Below are 24,812 nucleotides of genomic sequence, written 5' to 3' on the forward strand. Positions count from 1 at the left end.
GGTGATTTAACTTGTCTATCAGAGACCGGGAGTGAAAAGCTTTAGGGATACCGATGACCGAGGTGCAAATGACAAGCCGGATTGCTGCGATATGTTTGATGGCTCTGCTTGCCGGGTGCGGACAAGGTTTGAGCATAGGCAGCCCTGTCGCGGATGCTGATACACCTGTGGATTCGGATATCCTGCGCAGCAGGGGCGGCATTCAGGACAATAACCCCACCACCATAGGCGAGGCCCTGCGCGCTGGACGTAACCAGGAGCGTATCGTCGCCGTCAACAAATACCTCTGGTCCGCGTCGATCGAAGTGCTTGATTTCCTGCCCATTCAGTCGGTCGACCCGTTCACGGGCGTTATCATTACAGGCTATGGGACACCTCCGGGTGGTGGCACGGCTTATCGTGCGACCGTTCTCATAGACGACCCGGCGCTTGATGCCCGCTCGTTGAACGTGGCGCTACAGACGCGCAATGGCCGTGCGGCAAGCGCTTCGGCCGTGCGTGCGGTAGAGGATGCCATTCTGACCCGTGCCCGCCAACTGCGCATCGGTGCCGACAGTCTCTAGGCGCATGCCACTCGTGACGGCACATCATTGATACAAGCGCCGGGCCGCACGCCCGGCGTTTTCGGTACAGACCAGGATAAATTGCACCATGGCCACTTACACCCCCTCCGATATTGAAGCCCGCTGGCAAGCCGCATGGGAGCAAGCGGCGGTTTTTCGTGCGGAGCGCAGCGACGACAAACCCAAGTACTATGTGCTCGAGATGTTCCCCTACCCGTCGGGCCGCATTCATATGGGCCACGTGCGCAACTATACGATGGGCGACGTGATCGCGCGCTACAAGATGTCGACCGGGCACTCGGTTCTGCACCCGATGGGCTGGGACGCCTTCGGCATGCCCGCCGAAAACGCAGCAATGGCCATCGGCGGCCATCCCAAGACCTGGACCTATGACAACATCGCCGACATGCGCAGCCAGATGAAACCGCTGGGCCTGTCGATTGACTGGAGTCGGGAGTTTGCAACCTGCGATCCGGAATATTACGGCCAGCAACAGGCGCTGTTTCTGGATATGCTCGAAGCCGGCCTCGTCTATCGCAAGAATGCTCAGGTGAATTGGGATCCGGTCGATATGACCGTGCTCGCCAATGAACAGGTCATTGACGGCAAAGGCTGGCGTTCCGGCGCGGATGTGGAAAAGCGCGAACTGACGCAATGGTTCTTTAAAATCAGCGATATGGCCGGTGAATTGAAGCAGGCGCTCGATGGGCTTGAGAATTGGCCGGCCAAAGTCCGCCTGATGCAGGAAAACTGGATTGGCGAATCACGTGGCCTCGAGATGGATTTCAAGCTGAGCACGCCCCGGCCCGGCTTTGACGCCCTCACTATATATACAACCCGTCCCGACACGCTGGCCGGCGCGTCCTTTATGGCCATCGCGCCCGATCATCCCCTTTCAAAAGCGCTCGAAGCCGACGATCCCGCCCTTGCGGCCTTCAACGCCGATGCCCGACGGATGGACACGACCGAAGCAGCCATGGAAAAGGCAGAGAAGAAGGGCTTTGACACGGGCATCACCGTGCAGCACCCGCTCTATCCCAATCAAACCCTGCCCGTCTGGGTCGCCAACTTTGTCCTGATGGACTACGGCACGGGGGCCGTGTTCGGCTGTCCGGCGCATGATCAGCGCGATCTGGATTTTGCGCGCAAGTACGATCTGCCTGTGATCGACACCTTTGTTGCGATGGACGACGACACGCGCGTGGCCAACGCAGCTTTCGTGCCCGCCAAGTCCGAAGTGGTCCGCTGGATCAATCACCCCGCAGGCATCGACAAGGCGACCGGTCAGGACGCCATCGACAAAACTATCGACTGGGCCGAAGCCCAAGGGCTTGGCCGCGGGCAGACGCAATACCGCCTGAGGGACTGGGGCCTGTCACGACAACGCTATTGGGGATGCCCGATCCCGGTTGTTCATTGTGATGACTGCGGTGTTGTACCCGAAAAGAAAGAGAACCTGCCGGTCGAACTGCCCGACGATGTCACGTTTGACATTCCCGGCAATCCACTTGACCGGCACCCCACATGGCGCGACACGCCCTGCCCGTCTTGCGGCAAGGCAGCCAAACGCGAAACTGACACGATGGATACGTTTGTGGACAGTTCGTGGTATTTCGCGCGCTTCACCGCGCCCCGCGCCAATACGCCAACAAATATGGAAGACGCCGCCTATTGGATGAACGTTGACCAATATATTGGCGGCATCGAACACGCGATCCTGCACCTGCTCTATTCGCGCTTCTTTGCGCGGGCGATGCACATCACGGGCCACTTGCCCGCCTCGGCGATTGAGCCCTTCGATGCGCTCTTTACCCAAGGGATGGTTACGCACGAGATTTACCAGACGCGGGACGACAAAGGCCGTCCAATCTATCACCTGCCCGAAGACGTGACAGACGGCAAACTGGCGGACGGCACGGAAGTCGACATCATCCCCTCCGCCAAAATGTCAAAATCCAAGAAAAACGTTGTCGACCCGCTGGGGATCATCGCCAGCTACGGCGCAGACACCGCACGCTGGTTCGTGCTTAGCGATTCGCCCCCCGAACGGGATGTCGAATGGACGGCGTCCGGGGCTGAGGCCGCCTACAAGCACCTTGCCCGCGTCTACCGGATTGCGACGGACTGTGTCACTGACAGCCCTGCCAACGAAGATACCAAGGCCGATCTCGATCTGGCCCGCGCCCGTGCGGTCTGTATCGACGGCGTCACCCGCGACATCGAAAGCTTCGGGTTTAACGCCGCCATAGCCAAGCTTTACGCGTTCACAGCAACGATCGCGAAATCCAAAGCCAGCGGAGCGGCGAAGCGCGACAGCATCAAAACACTGGCGCAACTGATGTCGCCGATGACGCCGCATCTGTCCGAAGACATCTGGAACATGCTGGGCGGTGACGGCCTTGTCACGCTGGCCGCCTGGCCAGTGGCAGAGGCAGCATTGTTGAAATCGGACACCGTAATCCTTCCCATACAGATCAACGGGAAACGGCGCGGCGAGTTGGAAGTCGACGCCGATCTGGACAAATCCGAGGTTGAAAAACTGGCGCTGGCACATGAAGCTGTCAAAAAGGCCCTGAACGGCGGCACGCCGAAGAAAGTGATCGTCGTGCCGGGGCGCATCGTCAACGTGGTGGTATAAAGCCCATGGCCCGCATCGGCGCGCTTGTCCTCATCTTGCTTGTCACCGCCTGTGGCTTTGAGCCTGTCTACGGTCCGGGCGGGACCGGCACAGCCCTGCAAAACAGGGTGCTGGTCGACAGACCCGTTGACCGCGCGGGCTATTTGCTGGTGCGCCAACTCGAAGATCGTTTGGGGCGTACCGGAGATCCGGCATTCACATTGTCGGTTGATCTCAGTTTGGTGCAAGACAACCGCGCCATCGACCCTGATGGCGAAATCCGTCGGTACCAACTGGTTGGCACGGCATTCTACACATTGCGCGACAGCGGGACAGGCGAGGTGGTCAGTACCGAAACGATCAGCAACTTCGTGGGCTATTCGGCCACAGGTCAAACCGTGGCAACGCTCGCGGCCAGACGCGACGCCGAACAACGGCTGATGACCATACTCGCCGACCAAATCGTCCAGCAGCTTCAAATGAGTGCGTTGTGAAACTGTCCGCAGGGCAGGCAAACGCCTATTTCGCCAAACCTGATCCGGACGCTGCCGGGGCGCTGATATATGGCGCCGACGCGATGCGGATCGCATTGAAACGGCAGCAAGCGGTCGCGGCCCTCGTCGGTCCTGCCGGCGAAGAGGAGATGCGGCTTACCCGAATTTCCTCCAGCGATCTGCGCAAGGACCCCGCGCTGCTTATGGACGCTCTGAAAGCCATCGGGTTTTTCCCGGGGCCACGTGTTGCCCTGGTCGAGGACGCCAATGAAACTGTCGGGCTGATCATCACCGCAGCCCTCGCGGAATGGGCCCGCGGCGACGCGCAAATCATCGTCACGGCCGGAGCGCTCAAACCCACATCAAAGCTCCGCAAGGCATTTGAAACGCATACCAAGGCCTTTGCCGTCGCAATCTATGATAATCCACCCACACGCGACGAGATCGAAAGAGATCTGAAGGCGGCAGGCATCGAGCACCCCCCGCAGGATGCGATGCACATGCTTTTGGATCTGGCCAAAAATCTCGAACCGGGCGATTTCCGGCAAACACTGGAAAAGATCGGCCTCTACAAGCTCAGCGACAGCACGCCGCTCAGTGCCGATGATATCTCAAACTGCGCGCCAACATCCTTTGAGGCAGACGTAGACGATGTTCTTTTGGTGGTCTGCGATGGACAGCCGAATGCCATTGGCCCGGTGATGCGCCGACTGCAGGCCCAAGGGGCAAATGCGGTGACACTCTGCATCGGGGCGATGCGCCATTTTCGAACCCTGCACCGCGCCGCGCTGGATACCTCAGGCAGACCGCAAATCTGGGGGCCCAACCGCGATAGAATGTTGGCGCAAGCCCGGAAATGGGGGCCGTTGAAACTGGAAACTGCACTCACCGAATTGACCGATACGGACTTGCAGCTGCGCAGCGCCGGTCAACACGCACCCGCCCTGGCTCTGGTCGAGCGGACCTTCATCCGACTGGCCATGCTCGCCAACCGCTCATGAGGCGACTTCATCTTGCCAGAGAAACTCCGGGGGAGTCCGCAGGACGGGGGCAGCGCCCCCTGAAACATGGCGCCGCGCGGCAGCGCGTCCACAGGATCATTCGGGCGCGTCGAACATCGCCATGACCTCCGCTTCGGTCATCCGGTGCGTGTCCTGAGCAAACCCGAATCCATCCGGCTTCTTGTCAATGAACAGCTCCGTTGACAGCACCACGCCGGACGGATCGTCCAACACCCCCAATGCCATATGTATTTCACCCTGCATGGGTCCCTCAGCCGTCACACGATAAAACAGGTTGCTGCCGCAGATGCCGCAAAACGCACGCTCCGCCCAAGGTGAGGACACGAATGTTCTTATCGCGTCCGCGTTGTCGAAGTGCACTGCATCCGCAGGCAATTGCAGCGCCATGAACACTCCGCCCGACCACTTGCGGCACATCCTACAGTGGCACGCGGCTGTTTCGGTGACAGGCACTGTAATCGTAAAACGTACGGCGGCGCACATGCAGGATCCGGTTTGCGACATCTCAAGGTTCTCCCGATGACTGACGTTCGTTACCCTACAGCAAAACTTGAACCAAGTCCGCGTCAAAGCATCCATTGCCAACACGAACGAATTTCGCAAGAGCTCGGCGCATGCCCATTTGCAAGGCGACGTAGCTGTCAAAAACGCGTTGTGCACCCGTGTGTCAGATGTCAGTCTGCCGAGGAATAACACATCGGAGAGTTCACATGTACCGCGTCATCGGAACCGTCAAGAGCCGCGCTTTCCGCGTCATGTGGATGTTGGACGAACTGGAACAACCCTACGACGTCGTGGCCGCGTCACCCCGCTCAGACGATGCGCGCCAATATAATCCCTCCGGCAAGATCCCGGCGCTCGTCGATGGCCCAGACGTGCTGACTGACAGTGTCGCCATCATGACCTATCTCGCGGACAAGCATCAGGCCTTGACCGCGCAAGCGGGTACTCCGGCAAGGGCCAAACAGGACGCAATGACCTGCTGGCTGATCGACGACATGGATGCGATCCTGTGGGCGGCGGCCAAACACAGCTTTATTTTTCCCGAAGAGACGCGCGTGCCACAGATCGTCCCTTGCCTGCATGCTGAATTCGCCCGCAATGCCAATACTTTGGCTGATCATCTGGGCGACAACGCATTCCTGATGGGGGACGGGATAACTGTGCCTGACCTTTTGGCCGTCCATTGCATTGGCTGGGCCTTTGGCGCTGGATTTCCAGACGTGCCCGACACGCTCAAGGCCTATTCCAAACGGTTGCGGGCCCGGCCAGCCTTCCGCGCCGCGTCGGCCCGCTAGGTCTCCAGATATTCTACGACACCGCGACCGGCATGGCGACCTGTGGCAAGACAGGCGGTCAACAAATACCCGCCCGTCGGGGCCTCCCAATCGAGCATCTCACCTGCGCAGAACACGCCCGGACGCGCGCGCAACATCAATGCCGCGTCCAAGGCCACGGCAGGCACGCCCCCCGCCGTCGAGATCGCTTCATCGATCGGCCGTAAACCTGCATTACCGACGGTCAGGCTCTTGATCACAGTCGCCAGCGTCCGCAAGTCCTGCGGCAAGGGCCGCGCCCATTCATTTAGCAAAGCAAGCTTGATCCGGTCGAGTTTCAGCACTTTGCGCAAGTGGTTCGACAGACTGTTCTTGCCCCTCGGCCTTGCCAGACGCGCCGTGACCTCCTCAACACTCAGATCTGGGCATAAATCAACGTTGAGTACAGCCCCTTCGCGCACCCCGCGTGACACAGAATAAATCCCGCCCCCTTCCAAGCCGCGGGTCGAAACCATCGCCTCACCCCGAGATCGGAAATTGCCAGCGCGCCACGCAACCCCTTTGATCGGTGCGCCCAAATGGTCGTTCATGTGCTCCGACCATGCGACGGAAACAGCCGCGTTTGCCGCCGCAAAAGGAGCAAGTGCGATACCCTGCTCTGCCAAAATATCAGCCCACGCACCATCCGACCCCAGGCGCGCCCAGCTGGCACCCCCGAGGGCCAGCACGACCGCGTCAGCCTCCACACTCTGCGTGCCTTCGGGTGTGTCAAATGCCAGCGTGCCATCGCTCCACCCCTTCCATCGCCAGCGCATCCGCCGCTCAACACCCAAATCATTCAGCCGCGCCAGCCATGCCCGCAGCAATGGCGATGCCTTCATTGCCTTGGGAAATACCCGGCCCGTCGATCCGGTGAACATCTCCTGGCCCAACCCTTCAGCCCATTTGACAATAGCTGTGCTGTCAAAAGCCGCCACGGCCGGGTTCAGCCACGGTCCTGCCTCAGCATATGCCACCCGCAAATCGGACAAGGGCGCATCATGGGTCAAGTTCAATCCCGACTTTCCCGCCATCAGAAACTTGCGTGCTGCGGAAGGCTTGGCCTCGTAGACCGTGACGGCCAACTCCGATTCGGCCATCACCTCCGCCGCGGCCAAACCGGCCGGACCGCCGCCAATGACGGCAACGGTCTTCATAACGCCCACGTGCTGGAAATTTTCATGAGCACCATGCCACCTCTTGCCGTTGTTACACCACGTGCAAGTGTCATGCCGTGCGACCGGTGCGCAAGAGCCCTCCGTACGAGGCGGTCACGCCACAAGGGCCTCAACTTCGCCGTGTTTCGGAATTTCGGAAATAGAAACCGCCCGGTTGTTCCCCACGGGAGGAGGTGCAGGGACAACCGAGCGGTTTCGTCTTTCTCGCCGGTCTGATTACGTTCAGACCAGTTCGGGCGTGTTACCCATGGCTTACATTCCACCAGAAACGCTGACCTTATCAACTCAACAACACCGCATGAGCGAAAAAAAATGCTGCGGCGCGGCAAGGTGCACTTTTTTTTATCACAAAATACTCTGACAGCCGCATACGCATGCATTGGCCTGGCCCGTGCTCCCGATCCAGGCTCTTTTTTGGCCCCTTTGCATGCAAGAGTACTCGAATGTGGTCTTTGACCGAGCTGTAAGTGCGGGCGTGGGCATAACGGGAAACGGATATAGAATTCCTGTGAATTCTCTTCGCGCCAGAGGGAGACATTGGCTTTCTGAACCGGACTATGGGTATCTCTCGAAATTGGGTCCATTCGGGCGCTGCTTGTGCTGACGCGGAACTCGCAGTGCGCTTCGGGCATAGCAAGCAGCGCTATGGTGCGCATCCACGTCGAAGGACGGCTTCGGGGCAATCATCCACTTCGGCGCGATGCAGTTTCCCAATGGGTGCATGACGGTTTTTAATGTTGGACTGAACTCCAGATAATCAACGAGGTCCGTCAGAAATTTGTGCCCGAGTCCAGTCAATTCAGGCAGCATTCGAATCAAAAAAACCCCGCCTGATCCGAGGCGGGGTTTTCAAAAACGGTTACGGGGCCTTTGTTACGCGCTCAGCGCGCCCTTGGCCTGATCCACGATCGCTGCAAACGCAGCGGGCTCGTTGACGGCCAGATCGGCCAGAACCTTGCGGTCCACTTCAATGCCAGCCAAGGACAAACCGTTGATGAAACGGCTATAGGTCAGGGCTTCGTCGTGGGCGCGAACTGCGGCGTTGATCCGTTGGATCCACAATGCGCGGAAATTGCGCTTGCGGTTGTGACGGTCACGGGTCGCGTATTGATTGGCTTTGTCGACGGCCTGGCGGGCGACCTTGAAGGTGCTCTTGCGGCGGCCGTAATAACCTTTGGCGGCCTTGATGATCTTCTTGTGACGGGCGTGGGTTACTGTTCCACCTTTGGTGCGGGACATATCAGCTCTCCTTAAGGCTTAGCGGTCGTAGGGCATGAAGCCCTTGACGATTTTGGCGTCGGGTGCGGACAGGGTCGTTGTGCCCCGTGCATCACGAATGAACTTGCGCGTACGCTTGATCATACCGTGCCGTTTGCCTGCCTGACCTGCCATGACCTTACCGGTGGCTGTCACCTTAAAGCGCTTCTTGGCGCTCGATTTCGTCTTCATCTTGGGCATTTCCGTCTCCTTGTCATGAGTTCGGTATAAGCGCGACTCGGCATGCCACTGTTGGCCGGCCACGCTGAACGAAATCGCCGTTTAGAACGGTTGCGTGGAATTGACAAGCCTATGCCGCAGAGATCGGCAAATTGTGGGCCCAAATTCCGCTATCTGGCCACACCGCGCCCAAAATCAGTGAATGACACGCGCCGCGACCCGCACCAATGCATCCGGAATATCCTGCAAGCTATATCCGCCCGGATGAGATAGAAACGCATAAAAGACAAGACCGCCTGCGATCAGAGTTGCAAGCGCGGACGCGCGCAGCGATCGATTATACGTAAACGCAGACACCAGTGACGGGATTGAGAACACTGCCAACACGATTCCGAGGGTGAGATATAAGTCAGAATCCAACGGTGCAACCTTACGCAAGAGAATACGCAGGCTACTCCGGATCGGCGGGGTAAATCAAACTCTCATCACATGGGGCAACACGCAGAATATTCGTGCTTCCGGTGACATTGAACGGCACACCGGCCGTGACCACGATCTGGTCTTCCTTGGAGGCGAAGCCTTCGTCCCGGGCCGCCCTGACGGCGCTCACAACCGCCATCTTGAACCGGTCCAATCGTCCGGCAAGCACGCAATTGCATCCCCAGCTCAAGGCAAGACGGCGTGCAGTTCCAATCTGCGACGTCAAGGCGATGATCGGAACGCGCGGGCGCTCGCGAGCTGTCAGCAGCGCGGTCATTCCGCTTTGCGTGAAACAGGCGATGGCCTTGATATCGGTCGTCTCTGAAATCTCACGGGCCGCCGCGACGATACCGTCCGCGACAGAGGCACGCGTGCTCCCGCTCCGGCTTGCTTCGATGATCTGTGTATAGGTCGGGTCCATCTCGACCTCGACAGCCACGTTGTCCATCGTGGTGACCGCTTCGATGGGAAAGCTGCCTGCGGCGCTCTCCGCGCTCAGCATCACCGCATCCGCGCCTTCATAGATGGCGGTGGCCACATCCGAAACCTCGGCGCGGGTTGGCATTGGGCTTTCGATCATGCTTTCAAGCATCTGGGTAGCCACGATAACAGGCTTGGCAGCAGCACGGCACTTGCGCACCAGGCGTTTCTGAATCGGAGGCACATTCTGCACGGGCAGTTCCACGCCCAGATCGCCACGCGCCACCATGATGCCATCGCTCACCGCAAGGATTTCGTCAAAACGCTCAACGGCATTGGGTTTTTCGATTTTGGACAGAACGGCGGCACGGCCCTTGATCAGCTCACGCGCCTCCTCCACATCGGCGGCCCGCTGGACAAAGCTCAGCGCCATCCAGTCCACGCCCAGTTCGGCGGCAAATTCCAGATCAGAGCGGTCTTTCTTGGACAAGGCGGCCAAGGGCAATTCAACATCCGGGACATTGACGCCCTTCCGGTCAGAAATAAGACCGCCGGCGATCACAACGCAATTGGCGAAGTCGGGGCCACATTCAGTGACGCGCAAGCGAATCTTCCCGTCGTTGACCAGCAAATGCTTGCCCGGCTCCAGAGCGGCAAAGATTTCAGGATGGGGCAGAGAAACGCGGGCGTTATCTCCTTTGGCAGGATCCAGATCCAATCGGAATGCAGCGCCGATCTCCAGCATCTCACCGTCATTTGCAAAGACACCCACGCGCAATTTCGGCCCTTGCAGGTCAGCGAGGATACCAATGGTCGAGCCCAGATCCTCTTCAACTTGCCGGATAATCTTGTGTTTCTCGGCAATCTCGTCGTGTGTCCCGTGGGACATATTGAGGCGAAAAACGTCTGCGCCTGCCTCGTGCAACGCCCGGATCATCTCGTAGGTGGACGATGCTGGGCCCAATGTGGCCACGATTTTCACATTCCGAAGACGTCTCATGATTTTGTCTCTTTTCCGATACCGCTAACAGTTGGCTTTATCGCGCAATTCACATTCGCTGGCAACTGCCCTAAACCTGCGGCAAATTTGGTGACGAAAACATGACATATTCTTCTTTTACGCTCCACGGCCCCGATCGGCCCGGCTTATGGCTGGTTACATGTGATCATGCGACCAATTCCGTACCACCTTTTGTGGGCGGTGGAACGCTGGGATTGCCCGCTTCGGACATGAACAGACACATCGCCTATGACATCGGCGGAAAAGGGGTCGCCCTGGCGCTGGGGGAGGCCCTGAACGCGCCGGTGATTTGCTCCAACTTTTCCCGTCTCGTGATCGATCCGAACCGGGGCCTCGACGACCCGACACTGATCATGCAACTCTATGACGGAACCGTCATTCCTGGAAACCGGTACCTTGACGCGACAGACCGCCAAACCCGGATCGACAACCTCTACCGCCCCTATCACGATGCACTTGCGGCGCTGGCGGCGCGGCCTGGCATCGCAATCGTGTCAGTACACAGCTTCACCCCTCAACTGAACGGGCGCGCGCCGCGGCCCTGGGAGGTTGGCGTACTCTCTGCTGATGATCGCCGCTTTGCCGATCCGCTGCTCGCCCGTCTGCAAAGTGCGCTCGACACCCCCGTCGGTGACAACGAACCTTATGGTGGACACCTTCCGGGGGACGCCGTTGACCAGCACGCGCTGCGGTACGGGCGACCCAACGCTCTCCTGGAAGTCCGTCAGGACCTGATCACCGACCCCGCAGGCCAGGAACATTGGGCCCGTCTCATCGCACCGCACCTTGAAACAGCACGACAAGACGCCAATCTCTGATCCGGCCCTTCATCTTGCCAGATAAACTCCGGGGGCTTGGGGGCTGGCCCCCAACTCAGCACAAGCCCTGGGGCAGCGCCCCAGCCCGCAACGACACAAAAAGGACCGCAACCATGGACGCCCAAACCCAACTGGAACTCGAAGCCGCTGCATTTCGCCGCTTGCGCCAACACTTGATGCAAGACCGCACAGATGTGCAGAATATCGACATGATGAACCTGACAGGTTTTTGCCGAAACTGCCTGAGTCGCTGGTACCAGGAGGCGGCTGCAGAAAAGGGAATCGAAATCTCAAAGGACGCGGCACGCGAAAGTTTCTACGGCATGACCATGGACGAATGGAAAGCAAACTACCAAACCGAGGCGACGGACGCGCAAAAGGACAGCTTCAAAACCGCCTTTGCGGAGAATGTCGGCCAAAAAGGCTGAGTGGTTGACCACAAGTTTAAATGGGTGCGCCGCTGAATACCGGACAGGGCGGCGCATTTCCGCTCAAACGCCCGCAGCTCAGTCGTTGATGTCAGTGTGCCAAGTCTTGACCTGACCCCGACGTACGCCCAACCACCGTCTGAGTAAAACGGTGCCGATCACCGATGTCGCGGCGAAAATGAACAACAGCACCGGAAATGACGCTCCGATCATCCCCAGAATGCCGACCGCCAGGCCGATACCGATAACAGCAGCACCGACGGCCATGCCCAGAAAGTAAAAGGCAGGGACAAAGATCTCGATGATGCTCAGCGCCAGCGCAGCGGCGATCCAGATCCACCAAACAGTCCAAGCCTCGGTCATTTCTTCAGCCGTCCAGTCAACATACCAAAGGCTTCGCCAAATGCATCCATCGCGCTTGCGGGCAGAACAATGGTTTGTTGGCCTGCACCCTTGGCAATTTCCGTCACTGCCTCAACCTGCTTCAAAGCGACTTGGTATTGCGCGGATTCGATCCCGTGTGTCGCGATGGCGTCCGCCACCACTTGTGTTGCATAGGCTTCGGCATCAGCGCTTACGCGGCGGGCTTTTGCAGCTTGTTCGGCCGCATAAAGCTCCGCGTCGGCGTTCAGTTCGGTCGCCCGCTTGTGCCCTTCGGCTTCGGTGACAGACGCCCGGCGCGCGCGCTCGGCATTCAACTGCTGTAACATCGCTTCGCGGGTTGCCGCATCCAGATTGACGTCCAGCAATTCGGCCCGTGTCACTTCGATGCCCCAGTCGATCACGGCACTTTCCACAAGAACCTTGATTTCGGCAATCAAATGGGAGCGGTTCGATTGCACCTCGTCCAGTTCCATCTTGCCGATCTCGGCACGCACGATCCCCGCGATAGTGGTCTGAACGGCGGCATCTACATCGCGGATCCGGTACACAGTGCGTTCGGGCTCCGTCACGCGGTAGAACACGCTTGTTTCGACCTGCACCAGCACGTTGTCCGATGTGATCGCGTCCTGACTGGCATTTGGCAACTGGCGTTCCAGCAACGACACCTTGTGGCGCACGACATCCAGAAACGGCACGAAAAAGTTAATCCCCGGCCCCAAGACCGAATGCAAACGCCCCAGGCGCTCAACGACATATTTTTCGCTTTGCGGGACAATCCGAACCCCCAAAAACAGACATATCAAAAGAAATGCGGCGCCCAACAACAAGATAAGGTTCTCGTTCAGCAGGTCGAGGATTACCTGTTCCGGCATATGCCCACTCCAAAAGTTAAACGCGTTTACATTTATCAGATAGCGTTGAAATCGCGCTTTTTCAAGCACGCGCCGCGTTGCCTCACTCTAGCCGCAGCAGGCAAACGAAAGGTGAACGCCTATGGGATTGTTGACGGCTAAACCGCCGCTTTCCGGCTCTCATCCAGATAAATCTCGCGCAAGCGTGGCGCCACCCGCCCCGGCGTTCCATCGCCCAGCGCAACGCCGTCAATCTCCACCACGGGCATCACGAAAGACGAGGCCGAAGTGATAAACGCCTCGTCTGCCTCACGCGCCTCTTCGATCGAGAAATTGCGCTCCTCGACCTCCATCTGCGCCTCTTTGGCAAAGCGCAGCACGGCGGCACGGGTGATTCCATGCAGGATATCGTTGGATTTGGCACGGGTGATGATCTTGTTGCCCTTCACGATATAGGCGTTGTTGGATGTCCCTTCAGTGACAAATCCATCCTGAATCATCCACGCGTCATCGACCCCGGCCTTCTTCGCCATCATCTTGCCCATGGAAGGGTAGAGCAATTGAACCGTCTTGATGTCGCGACGGCCCCACCGGATGTCTTCGATGCTGATGACCTTCATGCCTTTCTTGGCGGCAGGACTATCGGCCAGACCCGGCTTGTTCTGGGTAAAGAGCACAATGGTTTGCGGCGTCGTTTCAGGATCGGGAAACACAAAATCGCGGTCATCAGGCGCACCGCGGGTGATTTGAAGATAGATCAAGCCTTCTTCGATCCCATTCAGCCGCACCAGTTCGCGATGAACTTCCAGCAGGTCTTCCTTGGAGATCGGTGATGCCATGTCCAGCGCATCAAGAGACCGTTGCAGACGCACCGCATGGCCGTCGAAGTCGATCAACTTGCCGTCCAGAATCGAGGTCACCTCGTAGACGCCATCGGCCATCAGAAATCCACGATCAAAAATCGATACTTTGGCGTCGCCCTCGGGCAGGTAATCGCCATTCACATAAACTGTTCTGGTCATTTGCGTCTGATCCTGTCTCTCACGTTGACACTATGCCCCAAGGCAATCGCGCAGCTTTGCAGCAACACGCCGTGTAGTCCTGTTATCACCCCCAAAGCGCGCGTTCGGGCGGATGCACACCTGCCTCGTCAAAGGCAAGCACCACATCACGGTCTTCGGCCAAGAGCAACGGCCCGTCAAGGTCTACAACCGCAGCCCCTTGAGCCAGCAATTGCGCTGGGGCCATCGCCAGGGACGATCCGACCATGCAGCCGACCATCACGGAATACCCTTCGGCCACCGCCGCATCGCGCAACGCCAAAGCCTCAGTCAAGCCGCCCGCCTTGTCCAGCTTGATGTTCACCATGTCATATTTGCCCGCGAGACCCGGAAGGCTCGCCCGATCATGGCAGCTTTCATCGGCACAAACAGGCACCGGGCGCTCCATGCCCAGGAGCGCATCATCGTCGCCTGCGGGCAAAGGCTGTTCCACCAGATCAACGCCCAAGCGGACCAGGTGCGGGGCAAGATCTGAATAGACTTGCGCGGACCAGCCTTCGTTCGCGTCCACGATAATGCGCGACAGCGGAGCACCAGAGCGCACCGCCTCCAATCGAGGCATGTCATCCGGGGTGCCAAGCTTGATCTTGAGCAAAGGGCGATGTGCGTTCAGCGCTGCCTGTGCGCGCATCGCCTCCGGCGTGTCCAAAGACAGGGTGTAGGCAGTGATTTCAGGACCGGGCGCTGGCAATCCCGCCAATTCCCAAGCCCGCTTGCCAGCCCGCTTGGCTTCCAAATCCCAAAGCGCGCAATCGACGGCATTGCGTGCCGCACCCGCAGGCAGCAGGTCACACAAGCTTTGACGGTCAAGCTGTATCGGCAACGCCTCGATCTGTTCTGTCACACTGTCCAGCGTTTCATCATATCGGGCATAGGGCACACACTCGCCCCAACCCCGATATTCGCCATCCGAAATGGCGACCGTCAGCACTTGCGCTTCGGTCCGCGATCCGCGCGAAATGGTAAAGGCTTGCGCCAGCTGAAACACGTCGCGGGTTACTTCAAGACGCACAGCAGGTCCCTTCTCTGTTCAAAAAAATCCGCCCCGCAGGGTCGGGTTGGAGCTTGGTCCTAAAGGTCGACCAGTGCGTCGACCAGCTTACCAGAACCGAACCGGAACGGATCTGTTGCAGGCAAGTTCATGCGATCTTCGATCTCTTGCAGACACGCCTTGGCCGCCGCTTCGTCCAGAGCCTTGGTATTGACCGAAACACCGGTGACCTGAGCGGCGGGATTCGCCACGCGCGCCATGGGAAGCGCGGTGTCGCGCAACGTCTCAAGCGATGGCAATGGATAGTGTGGCAGGCCGCGCATATGGGTCCGGGTCGGCTCATGGCACAACACCAGAGCGTCAGGCTGGCCACCATGGATCAACGCCATGGTCACGCCCGAATACGAGACGTGGAAGAGGCTGCCCTGCCCTTCGATATGATCCCAGTGATCGGGATCGTTGTCCGGTGTCAAATATTCGACTGCACCCGCCATGAAGTCCGCAATCACCGCATCCAGCGGCACACCTTTGCCCGTAATCAAAATGCCTGTCTGGCCCGTGGCACGAAAATCGGACTTCATTCCGCGCGCCGCCATTTCCGCATCCATCGACATGGCCGTATACATCTTGCCACAGGAACAATCAGTACCGATGGCCAGCACACGCTTGCCGGTTCGTTTGACACCATTGGCGATGGGGTAGGCGATTGTTGGCACCCGCACATCATGCAGCGTGCCACCATTTACCTTCGCCGCAGCTTGCAATTCGTTTTCGTCACGCAAGAGGTTATGCAGGCCGGCCGCAAGGTCATAGCCAAGCCGCAACGCCTGGACGAGAACAACTTTCCATTCTTCCGATATGATGCCACCCCGGTTGGCGACACCGATCACCAATGTCTTGGCCCCAGCCTTCAGACCATCCTCCAATGTCATATCCGTCAGGCCCATGTCCGCACCACATCCCGGCAAACGGATCTGCCCCACAGCATTCTCCGGGCGCCAGTCCTTGATCCCCTGGGCGACCTTGGCAGCCAACTGGTCAGGCGCATCGCCCAAAAACAAAAGATACGGTGTTTGGATCATTATGATGTTCCCCTGAATGCCTGTTGGATCGTGACACCAAAAATTGCCCCATATCGCGTGCAATGACATCGCAAATCACGCTTGTGATCCGGAAAATTGCGAAGAATTTTGCCTTGGCAGAGCCAACTGCGCAAATTTCTTGCGCCCGGCCAGCCAGGCCGCTTCAATCTCCGCGCCGCAAATGCTGCACATGCACAATCATGCTTGCAGTGAGGCACGCAATTTAATAACAGCCATCTCACAAACGACGCAACAATCTTTCGAAGAGGTCGCAATACATGTCTTTCCGCCTACAGCCAACGCCCCCTGCCCGCCCCAACCGATGCCAGTTGTTCGGACCAGGCTCGCGGCCCGCGATCTTTGAGAAAATGGCTGCATCCGCCGCTGACGTGATCAATCTCGACCTCGAAGACTCCGTAGCACCGACGGACAAGGACAGCGCCCGGCAGAACATCATTCAAGCCATCAGTGATATCGACTGGGGGAACAAGACGCTGTCCGTTCGGATCAACGGCCTCGACACGCCCTTTTGGTATCGCGACGTCGTGGACCTTTTGGAACAGGCGGGCGACCGGATCGATCAGATCATGATCCCGAAGGTGGGCTGTGCGGCCGATATCTATGCGGTCGATGCGCTGGTCACAGCCGTGGAAACCGCCAAAGGGCGTAACAAACCAATCAATTTTGAGGTCATCATAGAATCCGCCGCAGGCATCGCCCATGTGGAAGAGATCGCCGCCGCCTCGCCCCGCATGGTCGCAATGAGCCTCGGGGCCGCAGATTTCGCGGCGTCCATGGGGATGCAGACAACAGGCATCGGCGGCACGCAGGAAAACTATTACATGATCCACGAGGGGCAAAAGCATTGGTCCGACCCATGGCATTGGGCCCAGGCCGCCATCGTTGCCGCCTGCCGGACCCACGGCGTGCTGCCCGTTGACGGCCCCTTCGGCGACTTTTCCGATGATGAAGGGTTCCGCGCGCAGGCGCGTCGCTCCGCGACGTTGGGCATGGTGGGAAAATGGGCGATCCACCCCAAACAGGTCGCAATCGCGAACGAAGTCTTTACCCCCTCCACCGAAGCGGTCGCCGAAGCCCGCGAAATCCTCGCCGCCATGGAAACCGCCAAGGCCAACGGCGAAGGGGCGACAGTCTACAAAGGTCGCCTTGTCGATATCGCATCGATCAAACAGGCCGAAGTCATCGTGCGCCAATCCGAAATGATTGCGGGCAGCTGACAGGCCCAAAGGCAGGTGCGCCCATGTAAACGGCGCATCTGCCTAATCTGGCCACGCCTTACGCCCATCCACTCCGGTCTCTTCGATCAATCCCAATCGCTTGGCTTCATAATAGTAGCCGCGCGCGTACCACATGACAGCCTCATTCATATCCCCGCCAGACACCAGCCAGGCGCCGCGCAAATAACGGGTAGCATAGCGCAGGTTCGTCTCTGCGTTGAGCAAATCATGCGGTTGACCCTGAAATCCCATGCTACGGGCGGTTGCAGGCAGGATCTGCATCAAGCCGTAATAGGGACCGTTCCGCGCCGTGGGTGTATGGGTGCTCTCGCGCACGACGATCTTTTGAACCAGTGCCACGGGCACGTCATTCTCTTCGGCCGCGGCAGCGATAAGGCTGCGCAATTCCGGCGTCTCGTTCGGATAAAGAGGCGCCACAGGGGCGTCTTGGCTGGCACAGGCCGTCAGCGCAAGGCACCCAATGAGTATGATCCATTTCATATCTTCGCTTACCATCCCGGTTCGCTATCAGCACAGTCTAATTTTCAGCGCCGGCAATCCCCCGCGCATGGCCTGACATGCACGCAGACGTGATTGGGCAACATGGCCGATCCCATGCTCTCTGGGGTTACTCATAATTAGGAGATCTCTCATGCAGCGCCTGCTTCTCGCCCTCGTTTTCACCACCTTCGCCGCAACGGCGCACGCCGAGATGACACCTCGCGATGGTTGGTCGGTGACCCCGACATCAAAGACCTATGACCAGTTGATTGATGACGTCAAAACAGCGGCCACGGCCAACAAAATGGGGATCGTGACAGAAGCCGGCCCAACAGGTGCCGCCAAGAATAGGGGCGTGACGATTCCGGGCAACCGGGTCATCGGCATCTTCAACAACGTGTATGCCGTGGATATTCTGGCGCTGTCGACCGCAGCGATGATCGAGGCCCCTATTCGCATGTATGTCACTGAGAATGAGGACGGAACCGCGACGCTCAGCTATAAACAGCCGACCACAGTTTTCGCGCCCTACATGGAAGAATCGGGTCCGGAACTCGCAACGCTTGCGGCCAGTTTGGATGACATCTTTGCCACGATCAGCGCTCAGGCAGCAAACTAGTGTTTCAGGGATTCGAAGGCCCACGGTGAGCGACCGATCAGCCGTTACGCCCGCTCATCCTTGGGCGATCCCATCACCACATATGACGTGATGCTGTTCACCTGCGGCAAGGCCCCCAACATATCAGTGTGAAACGCCTTGTACGTCGGCAGATCCGCGCATTCGATTCGTAAAAGGTATTCGATCGTGCCCGTTATGTTGTGGCATTCACGCACCTCGGGTGCGCGGGAAATCGCGCGCTCGAACGCTTCCTGGCTGACCTTGGAGTGATTGTTGAGACCGACACCGATATAGGCGACAAAACCCGAGCCCAGCTTGGTTCTGTCCAGCACGGCCCGGTACCCGGTGATGATCCCCTGCCGTTCCAACTCCTGAACCCGCCGCAAGCAAGCAGACGGTGACAGACCGACGCGATCTGCCAATTCGATATTGCTGATCCGGCCATCTTGGCTCAGCTCACGCAATATCCGCTCGTTAATGTCGTCCAGTTTGTGCATTCATTGCAGAAATTGATCCCAGATAGGCAGATTTGCAATCAAAACCTGCCGTGATGCGCGTATTTCGTGTGCATGACACTTGATCTCCTCTCCGCGCTGGCGGCTTTCGCCTTTGTCAGTTCCATCACGCCCGGACCGAACAACCTGATGCTGATGGCGTCTGGTGCGAATTTCGGTTTTCGGCGGTCCATTCCCCATATGCTTGGGATCGGATTGGGATTCACCGTTATGGTGATGTTCGTGGGCGCGGGGCTGTTGCAGGTTTTTGATGCCTACCCGATCAGTTACTCCATTCTCAAGGTCGGGTCCGTCATTTACCTTGTGTACCTGTCTTGGAAGATCGCCACGGCAGCACCCGTCAAACACGGGCAGAGCACTGGTAAACCCATGACATTCCTGCAAGCCGCAGGCTTTCAATGGGTCAACCCCAAGGCCTGGGCGATGGCCCTGACGGCGGTCACCGTCTACACGCCCGACACGTCGCTATGGGCCATCGGGCTTGTCGCGATGGTCTTTGGCGCGATCAACCTGCCATCGGTCAGCACATGGACCCTGCTGGGCCAGCAGATGGCGAAAGTGCTCACCAATCCAGCGCGACTGCGGGTATTCAACGGGTCGATGGCCATACTCTTGATTGCATCGCTCTATCCGGTTCTGTTTCCCTGACGTTGCAAACGCCGCCGGAGCGCGCCATATAGCTTCAAACTGCATCTGGAGCGCTCGCGTGACGCAATATCTGGAATTCGAAAAGCCACTCGCCGACATCGAAGGCAAAGCCGAAGAGTTGCGTGCGCTTGCCCGCCAAAACGAAGACATGGACGTGTCAAAAGAGGCCGAAGGTCTGGACGCAAAGGCAGCCGCTATGTTGGTCGATCTTTACAAGGATCTCTCGCCCTGGCGGAAATGTCAGGTGGCGCGCCACCCCGAACGCCCCCACTGTATCGACTATATCGACACGCTTTTTACCGAGTACACACCGCTGGCGGGCGACAGAAATTTTGCAGACGATCACGCGGTCATGGGGGGGCTTGCGCGCTTTGATGATCAGCCGGTCATGGTCATTGGCCACGAAAAGGGCAATGATACAAAATCACGGATCGAGCGTAATTTTGGCATGGCCCGCCCGGAAGGGTACCGCAAGGCCATCCGGCTGATGGATATGGCGGATCGCTTTGGTCTGCCCGTTATCACGCTGGTCGATACGCCCGGTGCCTATCCCGGCAAAGGTGCCGAAGAACGTGGTCAATCCGAGGCCATCGCCCGGTCCACCCAAAAATGCCTGCAAATCGGCGTGCCGCTTATTTCAGTGGTGATCGGCGAAGGCGGATCCGGCGGGGCGGTCGCTTTTGCGACCGCGAACCGACTCGCGATGTTGGAACACTCCGTCTACTCCGTCATCAGTCCCGAAGGCTGCGCGTCGATCCTTTGGAAAGATGCCGAAAAAATGCGTGAGGCCGCGGAAGCGCTGCGTTTGACCGCGCAGGACCTCAAGCAGTTGGGTGTAACGGACCGGATCATTCCCGAAGCACTCGGCGGCGCTCATCGCGACCGGGCTGCTACGATCAAATCGGTTCACAGTGCGATTGCCGCAATGCTGGGGGAACTCGACGGCAAGGATGCCAAAACACTGATCTCGGACCGGCGTAATAAATTCCTGGCTTTGGGTCAGACCGGCCTCGCCGCCTGACGACATCGCTGGCTAGACAGATCTGCGAAGAGGACATTCACATTGCGAGGGATATCCTGCGGACGGGCTCTTGGGCTTGTCTCAATATTTCGCCCGGCATTTCAAACCGCACTTCCGCCCCACGTCCGGATGTTGGAGGTTTGGCAGAGATGTCTCCGCCGCGCGCGCGCAAAAGCCGCCGCACGCCCAACAAGCCAAAACCGCTGTCGGTGTTCAACGCGCCCCCATCGAGAAATGCCAAGGCTGGATCGGCAAATCCAGCCCCATCGTCGCAAACCGTAATTGCAAGGCGACCGACAGCGACCAAATCAGTGGACACATCCAGGCGCGTTCTGTCTGAACTGGAATGTTTGATCGCGTTGTCGATCAGATTGCGCAATACAATTTGCAGGACGACGTAGTCTGTCGTGATACGGGCCTTTGAGACCGTCACGACATGCGTATTGGCCGGATCAAGCGTGACAAGAATGTCGTCGCAGAGCGCCTTCAAGTCAAATGTCCGCATATCGCTGCCCACCTTGGTCGCCGCCGCATGCGCCATCACGTCCGATACCAGCACAAGCGCCCGTGTGCTGATCTGTTCGATCATGCCAATCATCTCAAGCTTGCCGTCGCCCATATCGACAAAATCTTCGCATACCATATCCACCAGCGACTTCACGTTGGCGATCGGGCTGCGCAGGTCATGGGCCGCAAGACTGACGAAGTCTTCCATCTCGCTTGCGACGGCCGAGGTCATGGCCTGCATCTGTTCCAACGCGTATTCCTGAGAAATGTCCTGCGATACGCCAACCATGTAGGCCAGCGCGCCCTGATGGTCGCGAACCGGTTCAAGGGCCGTGCGCGCCCGGTACATGCGCGCTCCAATCGGCAAGGCGATGTCATAGGTGGTTTGCGTTCCGTGCTCCCACGCCTGTGTCTGACGGTCCTGCATGGATTGACCTGCGCGCCCATCAAACAAAAGACTTGCGGTTTTTCCAACGACATCGCCCAAAGTCAGGCCCAAAGTTTCGCATCCAGACCGGTTCAGAAATGCATAAACGACTTGGCCTTCGGCGTTCTGAACCAACACGAACACTGGCTGGGCAACATCATCGTAAATCGAAAAATCAGGCAAAATCATCTTGTATCCTCGGTTTGGCCCGAGGCTTACACAACGTAGCCTAACAAATGCTGAAACTCAGCTTGCCAGCATGCGCAACCCTTGCGTCACATCCGAACGCACTGCAAGCCGCAAGCCCGGCTCATCGCCCGCCCGCAGGGCCGCAATGATCAGCCGATGATAGCGCGGCGGTTCAGTCCGGCGCAGACGCCCGTAGAGCGCCCGCATGGTCGGGCCCATTTGCAGCCAGACCGTCTCGGTCATGGCAAGCATCGCCGGGGCCTGGGCCCGCAAATAGAGCGTGCGATGAAACTCCAGATTTGTCCGGATATAGCTGACGGCATCGCGGTGCGCGACCGCCTCGGCGACCGAGGTATTGATGGTCTGCAACCTCTCGATCAGCGCCAGATGCGCGCGCGGCAAAGCCCGCGTCGCCAACTCGACTTCGATCAAGGCCCGCAAGGCTGCGAGTTCTTCGATCCGTTCATTGGACAACTCCGGCGTCGATACACGCCCGGAATGTGACATGGTCAACGCCCCTTCCGCCACAAGGCGGCGCACGGCCTCGCGGGCCGGAGTCATCGACACATCGTATTGCTTGCCGATCCCACGCAGCGTCAGGGCCTGACCCGGTGTCATATCGCCGTACATGATACGTGAACGGAGCCGACGATAGACCTGATCATGAGCCGCCGTTGCGGTATCGCGAGGACGTCCGATAGCTTGCATGCGACTTTGTGATCACATTGACGCAATCAGGTCAATCGCCAAACCGATACCGGTGCAGTGCGTTGCCTTCGGTCCGCAACCACTGGCGCTGTTCCTGGTAGGGGCCAAACAATTTCGTGACCTCCGCCCAGAAGGCGGGTGAGTGGTTCATCTGCGCAAGATGTGCAACCTCGTGGGCAGCGACGTAGTTCAGGACGTCAGGCGCGGCCATGACCAGACGCCACGAATACATCAAGCGTCCCGCCGAAGAGCACGATCCCCAGCGCGACCGGGTATCGCGCATGCTAATGCCGGAGTATGAACGCCCCAACCGGGACGCATAGTGGTCGCTGGCGGCGGCCAACCTGTCCCGGGCGAGGGTCTTGAGATATCCCATGACCCGGCGCGGCACGGCAGCCTCTGCCCCTGGAATGCAAAGCCTGTCTTCTTCAAGGCGCACGGATCGCCCCGTTCCATGCACGATCAGTCGCATTTTACCGGCGACGGGAATCTCCTGCCCCAACCCGACAGCGACATCCTCGACGCGGCGCGCGAGATGCTTGCGGATCCATTCGGCCTTTTGCTCGGCAAATTCCACGGCAGCGGCTTCTGACACGCCCTTGGGCAAGGTCAATGTCACCCGCCCGTCCAACTGCGATATACGCAACGTGATGCGTCGCGCACGCGACGAACGGCGCACCGTCAGCGAAATATCTGGATGCCCTTGAAGAGCACGATCGGTCATCCCATTTCCTTCATCACGGCATAAGGCTTTGACTCCGTCCCGGCCTTATGGCACTTGCCCAGAATCGCTGCAATATCGACCGCCTTCAAACGCTTGATAACATCAAGCCGAAGTGTGGACGGCACAGAGAAAAGGATTTCCGATGCCAAAGGAAGAATGGGGCACCAAACGGCTCTGCCCGACGACGGGTAAACGTTTCTATGACATGAACCGGTCGCCTATCGTCAGCCCGTATACTGGTGACGTGGTTGAACTGGACAGCACCAAGACGCGCATGATCGCTGCCGATGCCGAGGATGCAGTCACAGCCAAGGCCAAGGCTGCAACTGCGACGACGGACGACGATCAGGTGCTTGACGATGATGATGTCGATGTGGATCTGGACGATGATCTGCTGGATGACGACGAGGACGAGGATACAGTTCCGCTCGAAGAGATTGCCGATGTCGCGTCGGAAGACGACGACACGTAAAAGCATGTGCCGGGGCGGGTTTTTTTCGCTTGATCCCGCCCGGCAAAGCGCCTAATCAGCGTCGCACGGCTGGAAGCAGCCACTCAGGAATGGGGCATTAGCTCAGTTGGTAGAGCGCCTGCATGGCATGCAGGAGGTCAGCGGTTCGACCCCGCTATGCTCCACCAAACCTACAATTCCATTTTCAGAATCCGATCGTGCAGCGAATGCACACGAAAGTTTGCCAAGTCAGTACGACCATTTCTGACAGAGCTTCATTTTCCTTGAAGGACCGCGCGAAGCAAAACCTGTTGCCACGCGTCGTTTCTCCTGATCGAAATCAGCTTTCGATTTTCCATCGTTTTCCACAAAAAGCGGAATTTCCTCGATTTATCGATCGTCTCGTGGTGTCTTGTTAGGGTCAGGAACCATAACAAGAACGTGATGACAGCGGCACAAGGGCAAGGGAAGATCTTCGGAACTTAAATCGAAAGCAAAACACCCGAAAGGATCGTGTGCCACGGCGGATCCGGGGTCAGGTGCGGCGAATGTTGGCCGTGCCACTGGCATATTTGAAGCGGCAGACACGTGCTTCTGAATTGACGATCGTGGCATCGCGGCGGGTCGTCATCCGGACCCCACACGCATGGTCTGACCGCTGAACTGATATTCGCGCGTCGAGTCGATGTGCACGAGGATATTGCCCTGATCACATAACGCACCTGTGTAGCAATCGCGGGCGAGCGCCACGACACTATAATCGAACCGCCAGAACGACACGAACGACCGATCGTGCCAGCCCCCCGAAGCTACCACCACTGCCGCCCAAACGCCCAAATTCGATCTCACTCATCTGACAGCCGCCCAAGCCGACGCGCGCAACTGCCGCCGCGCACATCCGAAGCAATGTCATCTATATCTCCCGAATCATTTTTGACGTCCTGCTCACCGGCGATCGCAGAAAGGTGGGCAAAGCGAGGACCCTTTCCGGGTCATCCTGGGGTGCGTTCAATCCGGTCTGGACTAGGCAGCGGACTCATAAAACTCGATCCACAGCCTGACGGATGCCAGTTTGATCATCGACAGGAAATTGCGTGATGT

The 24,812-nt window shown here is 58.4% G+C and carries 29 protein-coding genes and 1 tRNA gene; 13 read left to right on the forward strand and 17 right to left on the reverse strand.

What is annotated here, in order from left to right; translation table 11 throughout:
• The first annotated feature begins 53 nt into the window (after positions 1-53).
• The 4 genes from LC354_RS14575 to holA all read left to right on the forward strand — a co-directional run bounded on the left by LC354_RS14575 (position 54) and on the right by holA (position 4,675).
• Entirely contained in the window at positions 54-563 is a 510-nt protein-coding gene (locus tag LC354_RS14575; protein WP_223425010.1) for a DUF3576 domain-containing protein, read from the forward strand.
• Positions 564-651: 88 nt separating this feature from the next.
• Complete coding sequence (gene leuS, locus LC354_RS14580; protein ID WP_223425012.1) at positions 652-3,201, forward strand: leucine--tRNA ligase; 2,550 nt, start codon at positions 652-654, stop codon at positions 3,199-3,201.
• A gap of 5 nt (positions 3,202-3,206) precedes the next feature.
• A complete protein-coding gene (lptE, locus tag LC354_RS14585; protein WP_223425013.1) occupies positions 3,207-3,674 on the forward strand; it encodes an LPS assembly lipoprotein LptE in 468 nt (155 codons plus the stop codon).
• Positions 3,671-4,675 carry a DNA polymerase III subunit delta gene (gene holA / locus LC354_RS14590; protein ID WP_223425015.1) on the forward strand — a complete coding sequence of 335 codons (1,005 nt, stop codon included), beginning with the start codon at positions 3,671-3,673 and terminating at the stop codon, positions 4,673-4,675. Before lptE ends, holA begins: the two co-directional genes overlap by 4 nt.
• Before the next feature lie 96 nt (positions 4,676-4,771).
• Here the strand turns inward: holA and LC354_RS14595 are convergent, their stop codons facing one another.
• Entirely contained in the window at positions 4,772-5,275 is a 504-nt protein-coding gene (locus tag LC354_RS14595; protein WP_399203620.1) for a GFA family protein, read from the reverse strand.
• A 131-nt stretch (positions 5,276-5,406) separates the two neighbouring features.
• On the opposite strand from LC354_RS14595, the gene LC354_RS14600 reads away from it, so the two are divergent.
• Positions 5,407-5,994, forward strand: a complete 588-nt coding sequence (locus LC354_RS14600) for a glutathione S-transferase family protein (RefSeq protein ID WP_223425017.1) — start codon at positions 5,407-5,409, stop codon at positions 5,992-5,994.
• Here LC354_RS14600 and LC354_RS14605 read toward each other — a convergent pair.
• The 5 genes from LC354_RS14605 to pyk all read right to left on the reverse strand — a co-directional run bounded on the left by LC354_RS14605 (position 5,991) and on the right by pyk (position 10,527).
• Positions 5,991-7,169 carry a TIGR03862 family flavoprotein gene (locus LC354_RS14605; RefSeq protein WP_223425018.1) on the reverse strand — a complete coding sequence of 393 codons (1,179 nt, stop codon included), beginning with the start codon at positions 7,167-7,169 and terminating at the stop codon, positions 5,991-5,993. The genes LC354_RS14600 and LC354_RS14605 overlap by 4 nt on opposite strands.
• Before the next feature lie 894 nt (positions 7,170-8,063).
• Entirely contained in the window at positions 8,064-8,429 is a 366-nt protein-coding gene (rplT, locus tag LC354_RS14610; protein ID WP_223425020.1) for a 50S ribosomal protein L20, read from the reverse strand.
• Positions 8,430-8,447: 18 nt separating this feature from the next.
• Entirely contained in the window at positions 8,448-8,648 is a 201-nt protein-coding gene (gene rpmI / locus LC354_RS14615) for a 50S ribosomal protein L35 (protein ID WP_027263382.1), read from the reverse strand.
• A 174-nt stretch (positions 8,649-8,822) separates the two neighbouring features.
• A complete protein-coding gene (locus LC354_RS14620; RefSeq protein ID WP_223425021.1) occupies positions 8,823-9,047 on the reverse strand; it encodes a hypothetical protein in 225 nt (74 codons plus the stop codon).
• 31 nt (positions 9,048-9,078) lie between these two features.
• Complete coding sequence (pyk, locus tag LC354_RS14625; RefSeq protein WP_223425023.1) at positions 9,079-10,527, reverse strand: pyruvate kinase; 1,449 nt, start codon at positions 10,525-10,527, stop codon at positions 9,079-9,081.
• A 101-nt stretch (positions 10,528-10,628) separates the two neighbouring features.
• Between pyk and LC354_RS14630 the strand changes: the two genes are divergently transcribed.
• Positions 10,629-11,366 carry an N-formylglutamate amidohydrolase gene (locus tag LC354_RS14630; RefSeq protein ID WP_223425025.1) on the forward strand — a complete coding sequence of 246 codons (738 nt, stop codon included), beginning with the start codon at positions 10,629-10,631 and terminating at the stop codon, positions 11,364-11,366.
• Between the two features lie 113 nt (positions 11,367-11,479).
• Positions 11,480-11,794 (forward strand): DUF1244 domain-containing protein, encoded by a 315-nt coding sequence (locus LC354_RS14635; protein WP_223425026.1) that lies wholly within the window; start codon positions 11,480-11,482, stop codon positions 11,792-11,794.
• A 78-nt stretch (positions 11,795-11,872) separates the two neighbouring features.
• Here the strand turns inward: LC354_RS14635 and LC354_RS14640 are convergent, their stop codons facing one another.
• From LC354_RS14640 to dgcN, 5 genes are all read right to left on the reverse strand, one after another.
• Positions 11,873-12,157 (reverse strand): NfeD family protein, encoded by a 285-nt coding sequence (locus tag LC354_RS14640; protein WP_223425028.1) that lies wholly within the window; start codon positions 12,155-12,157, stop codon positions 11,873-11,875.
• The gene (locus tag LC354_RS14645; RefSeq protein WP_223425029.1) at positions 12,154-13,050 is read right to left on the reverse strand and encodes an SPFH domain-containing protein; all 897 of its coding nucleotides are present in this window, start codon (positions 13,048-13,050) and stop codon (positions 12,154-12,156) included. The genes LC354_RS14640 and LC354_RS14645 overlap by 4 nt, the downstream gene beginning before the upstream one ends.
• Before the next feature lie 137 nt (positions 13,051-13,187).
• Positions 13,188-14,051 (reverse strand): D-amino-acid transaminase, encoded by an 864-nt coding sequence (locus tag LC354_RS14650; RefSeq protein WP_223425031.1) that lies wholly within the window; start codon positions 14,049-14,051, stop codon positions 13,188-13,190.
• 85 nt (positions 14,052-14,136) lie between these two features.
• Entirely contained in the window at positions 14,137-15,102 is a 966-nt protein-coding gene (gene dgcA, locus LC354_RS14655) for an N-acetyl-D-Glu racemase DgcA (protein ID WP_223425033.1), read from the reverse strand.
• A 59-nt stretch (positions 15,103-15,161) separates the two neighbouring features.
• On the reverse strand, positions 15,162-16,163 hold the full coding sequence (gene dgcN / locus LC354_RS14660; protein WP_223425034.1) for an N-acetyltransferase DgcN: 1,002 nt from the start codon (positions 16,161-16,163) through the stop codon (positions 15,162-15,164).
• A gap of 278 nt (positions 16,164-16,441) precedes the next feature.
• On the opposite strand from dgcN, the gene LC354_RS14665 reads away from it, so the two are divergent.
• Entirely contained in the window at positions 16,442-17,401 is a 960-nt protein-coding gene (locus tag LC354_RS14665; protein ID WP_223425036.1) for an L-malyl-CoA/beta-methylmalyl-CoA lyase, read from the forward strand.
• Positions 17,402-17,443: 42 nt separating this feature from the next.
• On the opposite strand, the gene LC354_RS14670 is transcribed toward LC354_RS14665, so the two are convergent.
• Positions 17,444-17,902 carry a lytic transglycosylase domain-containing protein gene (locus LC354_RS14670; protein WP_223425038.1) on the reverse strand — a complete coding sequence of 153 codons (459 nt, stop codon included), beginning with the start codon at positions 17,900-17,902 and terminating at the stop codon, positions 17,444-17,446.
• Positions 17,903-18,053: 151 nt separating this feature from the next.
• Between LC354_RS14670 and LC354_RS14675 the strand changes: the two genes are divergently transcribed.
• A complete protein-coding gene (locus LC354_RS14675; protein ID WP_223425040.1) occupies positions 18,054-18,521 on the forward strand; it encodes a DUF302 domain-containing protein in 468 nt (155 codons plus the stop codon).
• A 44-nt stretch (positions 18,522-18,565) separates the two neighbouring features.
• Here LC354_RS14675 and LC354_RS14680 read toward each other — a convergent pair whose 3' ends face one another.
• Entirely contained in the window at positions 18,566-19,018 is a 453-nt protein-coding gene (locus LC354_RS14680) for an Lrp/AsnC family transcriptional regulator (protein ID WP_223425041.1), read from the reverse strand.
• A gap of 72 nt (positions 19,019-19,090) precedes the next feature.
• Here LC354_RS14680 and LC354_RS14685 point away from each other — a divergent pair, with 72 nt between their 5' ends.
• Entirely contained in the window at positions 19,091-19,684 is a 594-nt protein-coding gene (locus tag LC354_RS14685; protein WP_223425043.1) for a LysE family translocator, read from the forward strand.
• Between the two features lie 58 nt (positions 19,685-19,742).
• Positions 19,743-20,705 carry an acetyl-CoA carboxylase carboxyltransferase subunit alpha gene (locus LC354_RS14690; RefSeq protein WP_223425045.1) on the forward strand — a complete coding sequence of 321 codons (963 nt, stop codon included), beginning with the start codon at positions 19,743-19,745 and terminating at the stop codon, positions 20,703-20,705.
• A gap of 37 nt (positions 20,706-20,742) precedes the next feature.
• On the opposite strand, the gene LC354_RS14695 is transcribed toward LC354_RS14690, so the two are convergent.
• Genes LC354_RS14695 through LC354_RS14705 form a run of 3 tightly spaced genes read right to left on the reverse strand, consistent with a single transcriptional unit; the run spans position 20,743 to position 23,260 of the window.
• The gene (locus LC354_RS14695; RefSeq protein ID WP_223425046.1) at positions 20,743-21,828 is read right to left on the reverse strand and encodes a PAS domain-containing sensor histidine kinase; all 1,086 of its coding nucleotides are present in this window, start codon (positions 21,826-21,828) and stop codon (positions 20,743-20,745) included.
• Between the two features lie 57 nt (positions 21,829-21,885).
• Positions 21,886-22,536, reverse strand: a complete 651-nt coding sequence (locus tag LC354_RS14700) for a GntR family transcriptional regulator (protein ID WP_223425048.1) — start codon at positions 22,534-22,536, stop codon at positions 21,886-21,888.
• Positions 22,537-22,567: 31 nt separating this feature from the next.
• Entirely contained in the window at positions 22,568-23,260 is a 693-nt protein-coding gene (locus tag LC354_RS14705; protein ID WP_223425050.1) for a M48 family metallopeptidase, read from the reverse strand.
• A 142-nt stretch (positions 23,261-23,402) separates the two neighbouring features.
• Between LC354_RS14705 and LC354_RS14710 the strand changes: the two genes are divergently transcribed.
• Positions 23,403-23,732, forward strand: a complete 330-nt coding sequence (locus LC354_RS14710; RefSeq protein ID WP_223425052.1) for a TIGR02300 family protein — start codon at positions 23,403-23,405, stop codon at positions 23,730-23,732.
• 91 nt (positions 23,733-23,823) lie between these two features.
• A tRNA-Ala gene (locus tag LC354_RS14715) sits at positions 23,824-23,899 on the forward strand.
• A gap of 439 nt (positions 23,900-24,338) precedes the next feature.
• On the opposite strand, the gene LC354_RS14720 is transcribed toward LC354_RS14715, so the two are convergent.
• Positions 24,339-24,548 carry a hypothetical protein gene (locus LC354_RS14720; RefSeq protein WP_223425053.1) on the reverse strand — a complete coding sequence of 70 codons (210 nt, stop codon included), beginning with the start codon at positions 24,546-24,548 and terminating at the stop codon, positions 24,339-24,341.
• Positions 24,549-24,812 lie beyond the last annotated feature (264 nt).

The sequence above is a fragment of the Tateyamaria pelophila genome, from assembly GCF_019966495.1.
Lineage (GTDB): Bacteria > Pseudomonadota > Alphaproteobacteria > Rhodobacterales > Rhodobacteraceae > Tateyamaria > Tateyamaria pelophila.

Bases quoted from the DNA above. Each gene is read 5' to 3' on its own strand.
- LC354_RS14575 (WP_223425010.1), top strand. From the start codon at position 54: ATGACCGAGGTGCAAATGACAAGCCGGATTGCTGCGATATGTTTGATG.
- leuS (WP_223425012.1), top strand. From the start codon at position 652: ATGGCCACTTACACCCCCTCCGATATTGAAGCCCGCTGGCAAGCCGCA.
- lptE (WP_223425013.1), top strand. From the start codon at position 3,207: ATGGCCCGCATCGGCGCGCTTGTCCTCATCTTGCTTGTCACCGCCTGT.
- LC354_RS14595 (WP_399203620.1), bottom strand. From the start codon at position 5,275: ATGGATGCTTTGACGCGGACTTGGTTCAAGTTTTGCTGTAGGGTAACG.
- LC354_RS14600 (WP_223425017.1), top strand. From the start codon at position 5,407: ATGTACCGCGTCATCGGAACCGTCAAGAGCCGCGCTTTCCGCGTCATG.
- LC354_RS14605 (WP_223425018.1), bottom strand. From the start codon at position 7,169: ATGAAGACCGTTGCCGTCATTGGCGGCGGTCCGGCCGGTTTGGCCGCG.
- rplT (WP_223425020.1), bottom strand. From the start codon at position 8,429: ATGTCCCGCACCAAAGGTGGAACAGTAACCCACGCCCGTCACAAGAAG.
- rpmI (WP_027263382.1), bottom strand. From the start codon at position 8,648: ATGCCCAAGATGAAGACGAAATCGAGCGCCAAGAAGCGCTTTAAGGTG.
- pyk (WP_223425023.1), bottom strand. From the start codon at position 10,527: ATGAGACGTCTTCGGAATGTGAAAATCGTGGCCACATTGGGCCCAGCA.
- LC354_RS14630 (WP_223425025.1), top strand. From the start codon at position 10,629: ATGACATATTCTTCTTTTACGCTCCACGGCCCCGATCGGCCCGGCTTA.
- LC354_RS14635 (WP_223425026.1), top strand. From the start codon at position 11,480: ATGGACGCCCAAACCCAACTGGAACTCGAAGCCGCTGCATTTCGCCGC.
- LC354_RS14640 (WP_223425028.1), bottom strand. From the start codon at position 12,157: ATGACCGAGGCTTGGACTGTTTGGTGGATCTGGATCGCCGCTGCGCTG.
- LC354_RS14645 (WP_223425029.1), bottom strand. From the start codon at position 13,050: ATGCCGGAACAGGTAATCCTCGACCTGCTGAACGAGAACCTTATCTTG.
- LC354_RS14650 (WP_223425031.1), bottom strand. From the start codon at position 14,051: ATGACCAGAACAGTTTATGTGAATGGCGATTACCTGCCCGAGGGCGAC.
- dgcN (WP_223425034.1), bottom strand. From the start codon at position 16,163: ATGATCCAAACACCGTATCTTTTGTTTTTGGGCGATGCGCCTGACCAG.
- LC354_RS14665 (WP_223425036.1), top strand. From the start codon at position 16,442: ATGTCTTTCCGCCTACAGCCAACGCCCCCTGCCCGCCCCAACCGATGC.
- LC354_RS14670 (WP_223425038.1), bottom strand. From the start codon at position 17,902: ATGAAATGGATCATACTCATTGGGTGCCTTGCGCTGACGGCCTGTGCC.
- LC354_RS14675 (WP_223425040.1), top strand. From the start codon at position 18,054: ATGCAGCGCCTGCTTCTCGCCCTCGTTTTCACCACCTTCGCCGCAACG.
- LC354_RS14680 (WP_223425041.1), bottom strand. From the start codon at position 19,018: ATGCACAAACTGGACGACATTAACGAGCGGATATTGCGTGAGCTGAGC.
- LC354_RS14685 (WP_223425043.1), top strand. From the start codon at position 19,091: ATGACACTTGATCTCCTCTCCGCGCTGGCGGCTTTCGCCTTTGTCAGT.
- LC354_RS14695 (WP_223425046.1), bottom strand. From the start codon at position 21,828: ATGATTTTGCCTGATTTTTCGATTTACGATGATGTTGCCCAGCCAGTG.
- LC354_RS14700 (WP_223425048.1), bottom strand. From the start codon at position 22,536: ATGCAAGCTATCGGACGTCCTCGCGATACCGCAACGGCGGCTCATGAT.
- LC354_RS14705 (WP_223425050.1), bottom strand. From the start codon at position 23,260: ATGACCGATCGTGCTCTTCAAGGGCATCCAGATATTTCGCTGACGGTG.
- LC354_RS14710 (WP_223425052.1), top strand. From the start codon at position 23,403: ATGCCAAAGGAAGAATGGGGCACCAAACGGCTCTGCCCGACGACGGGT.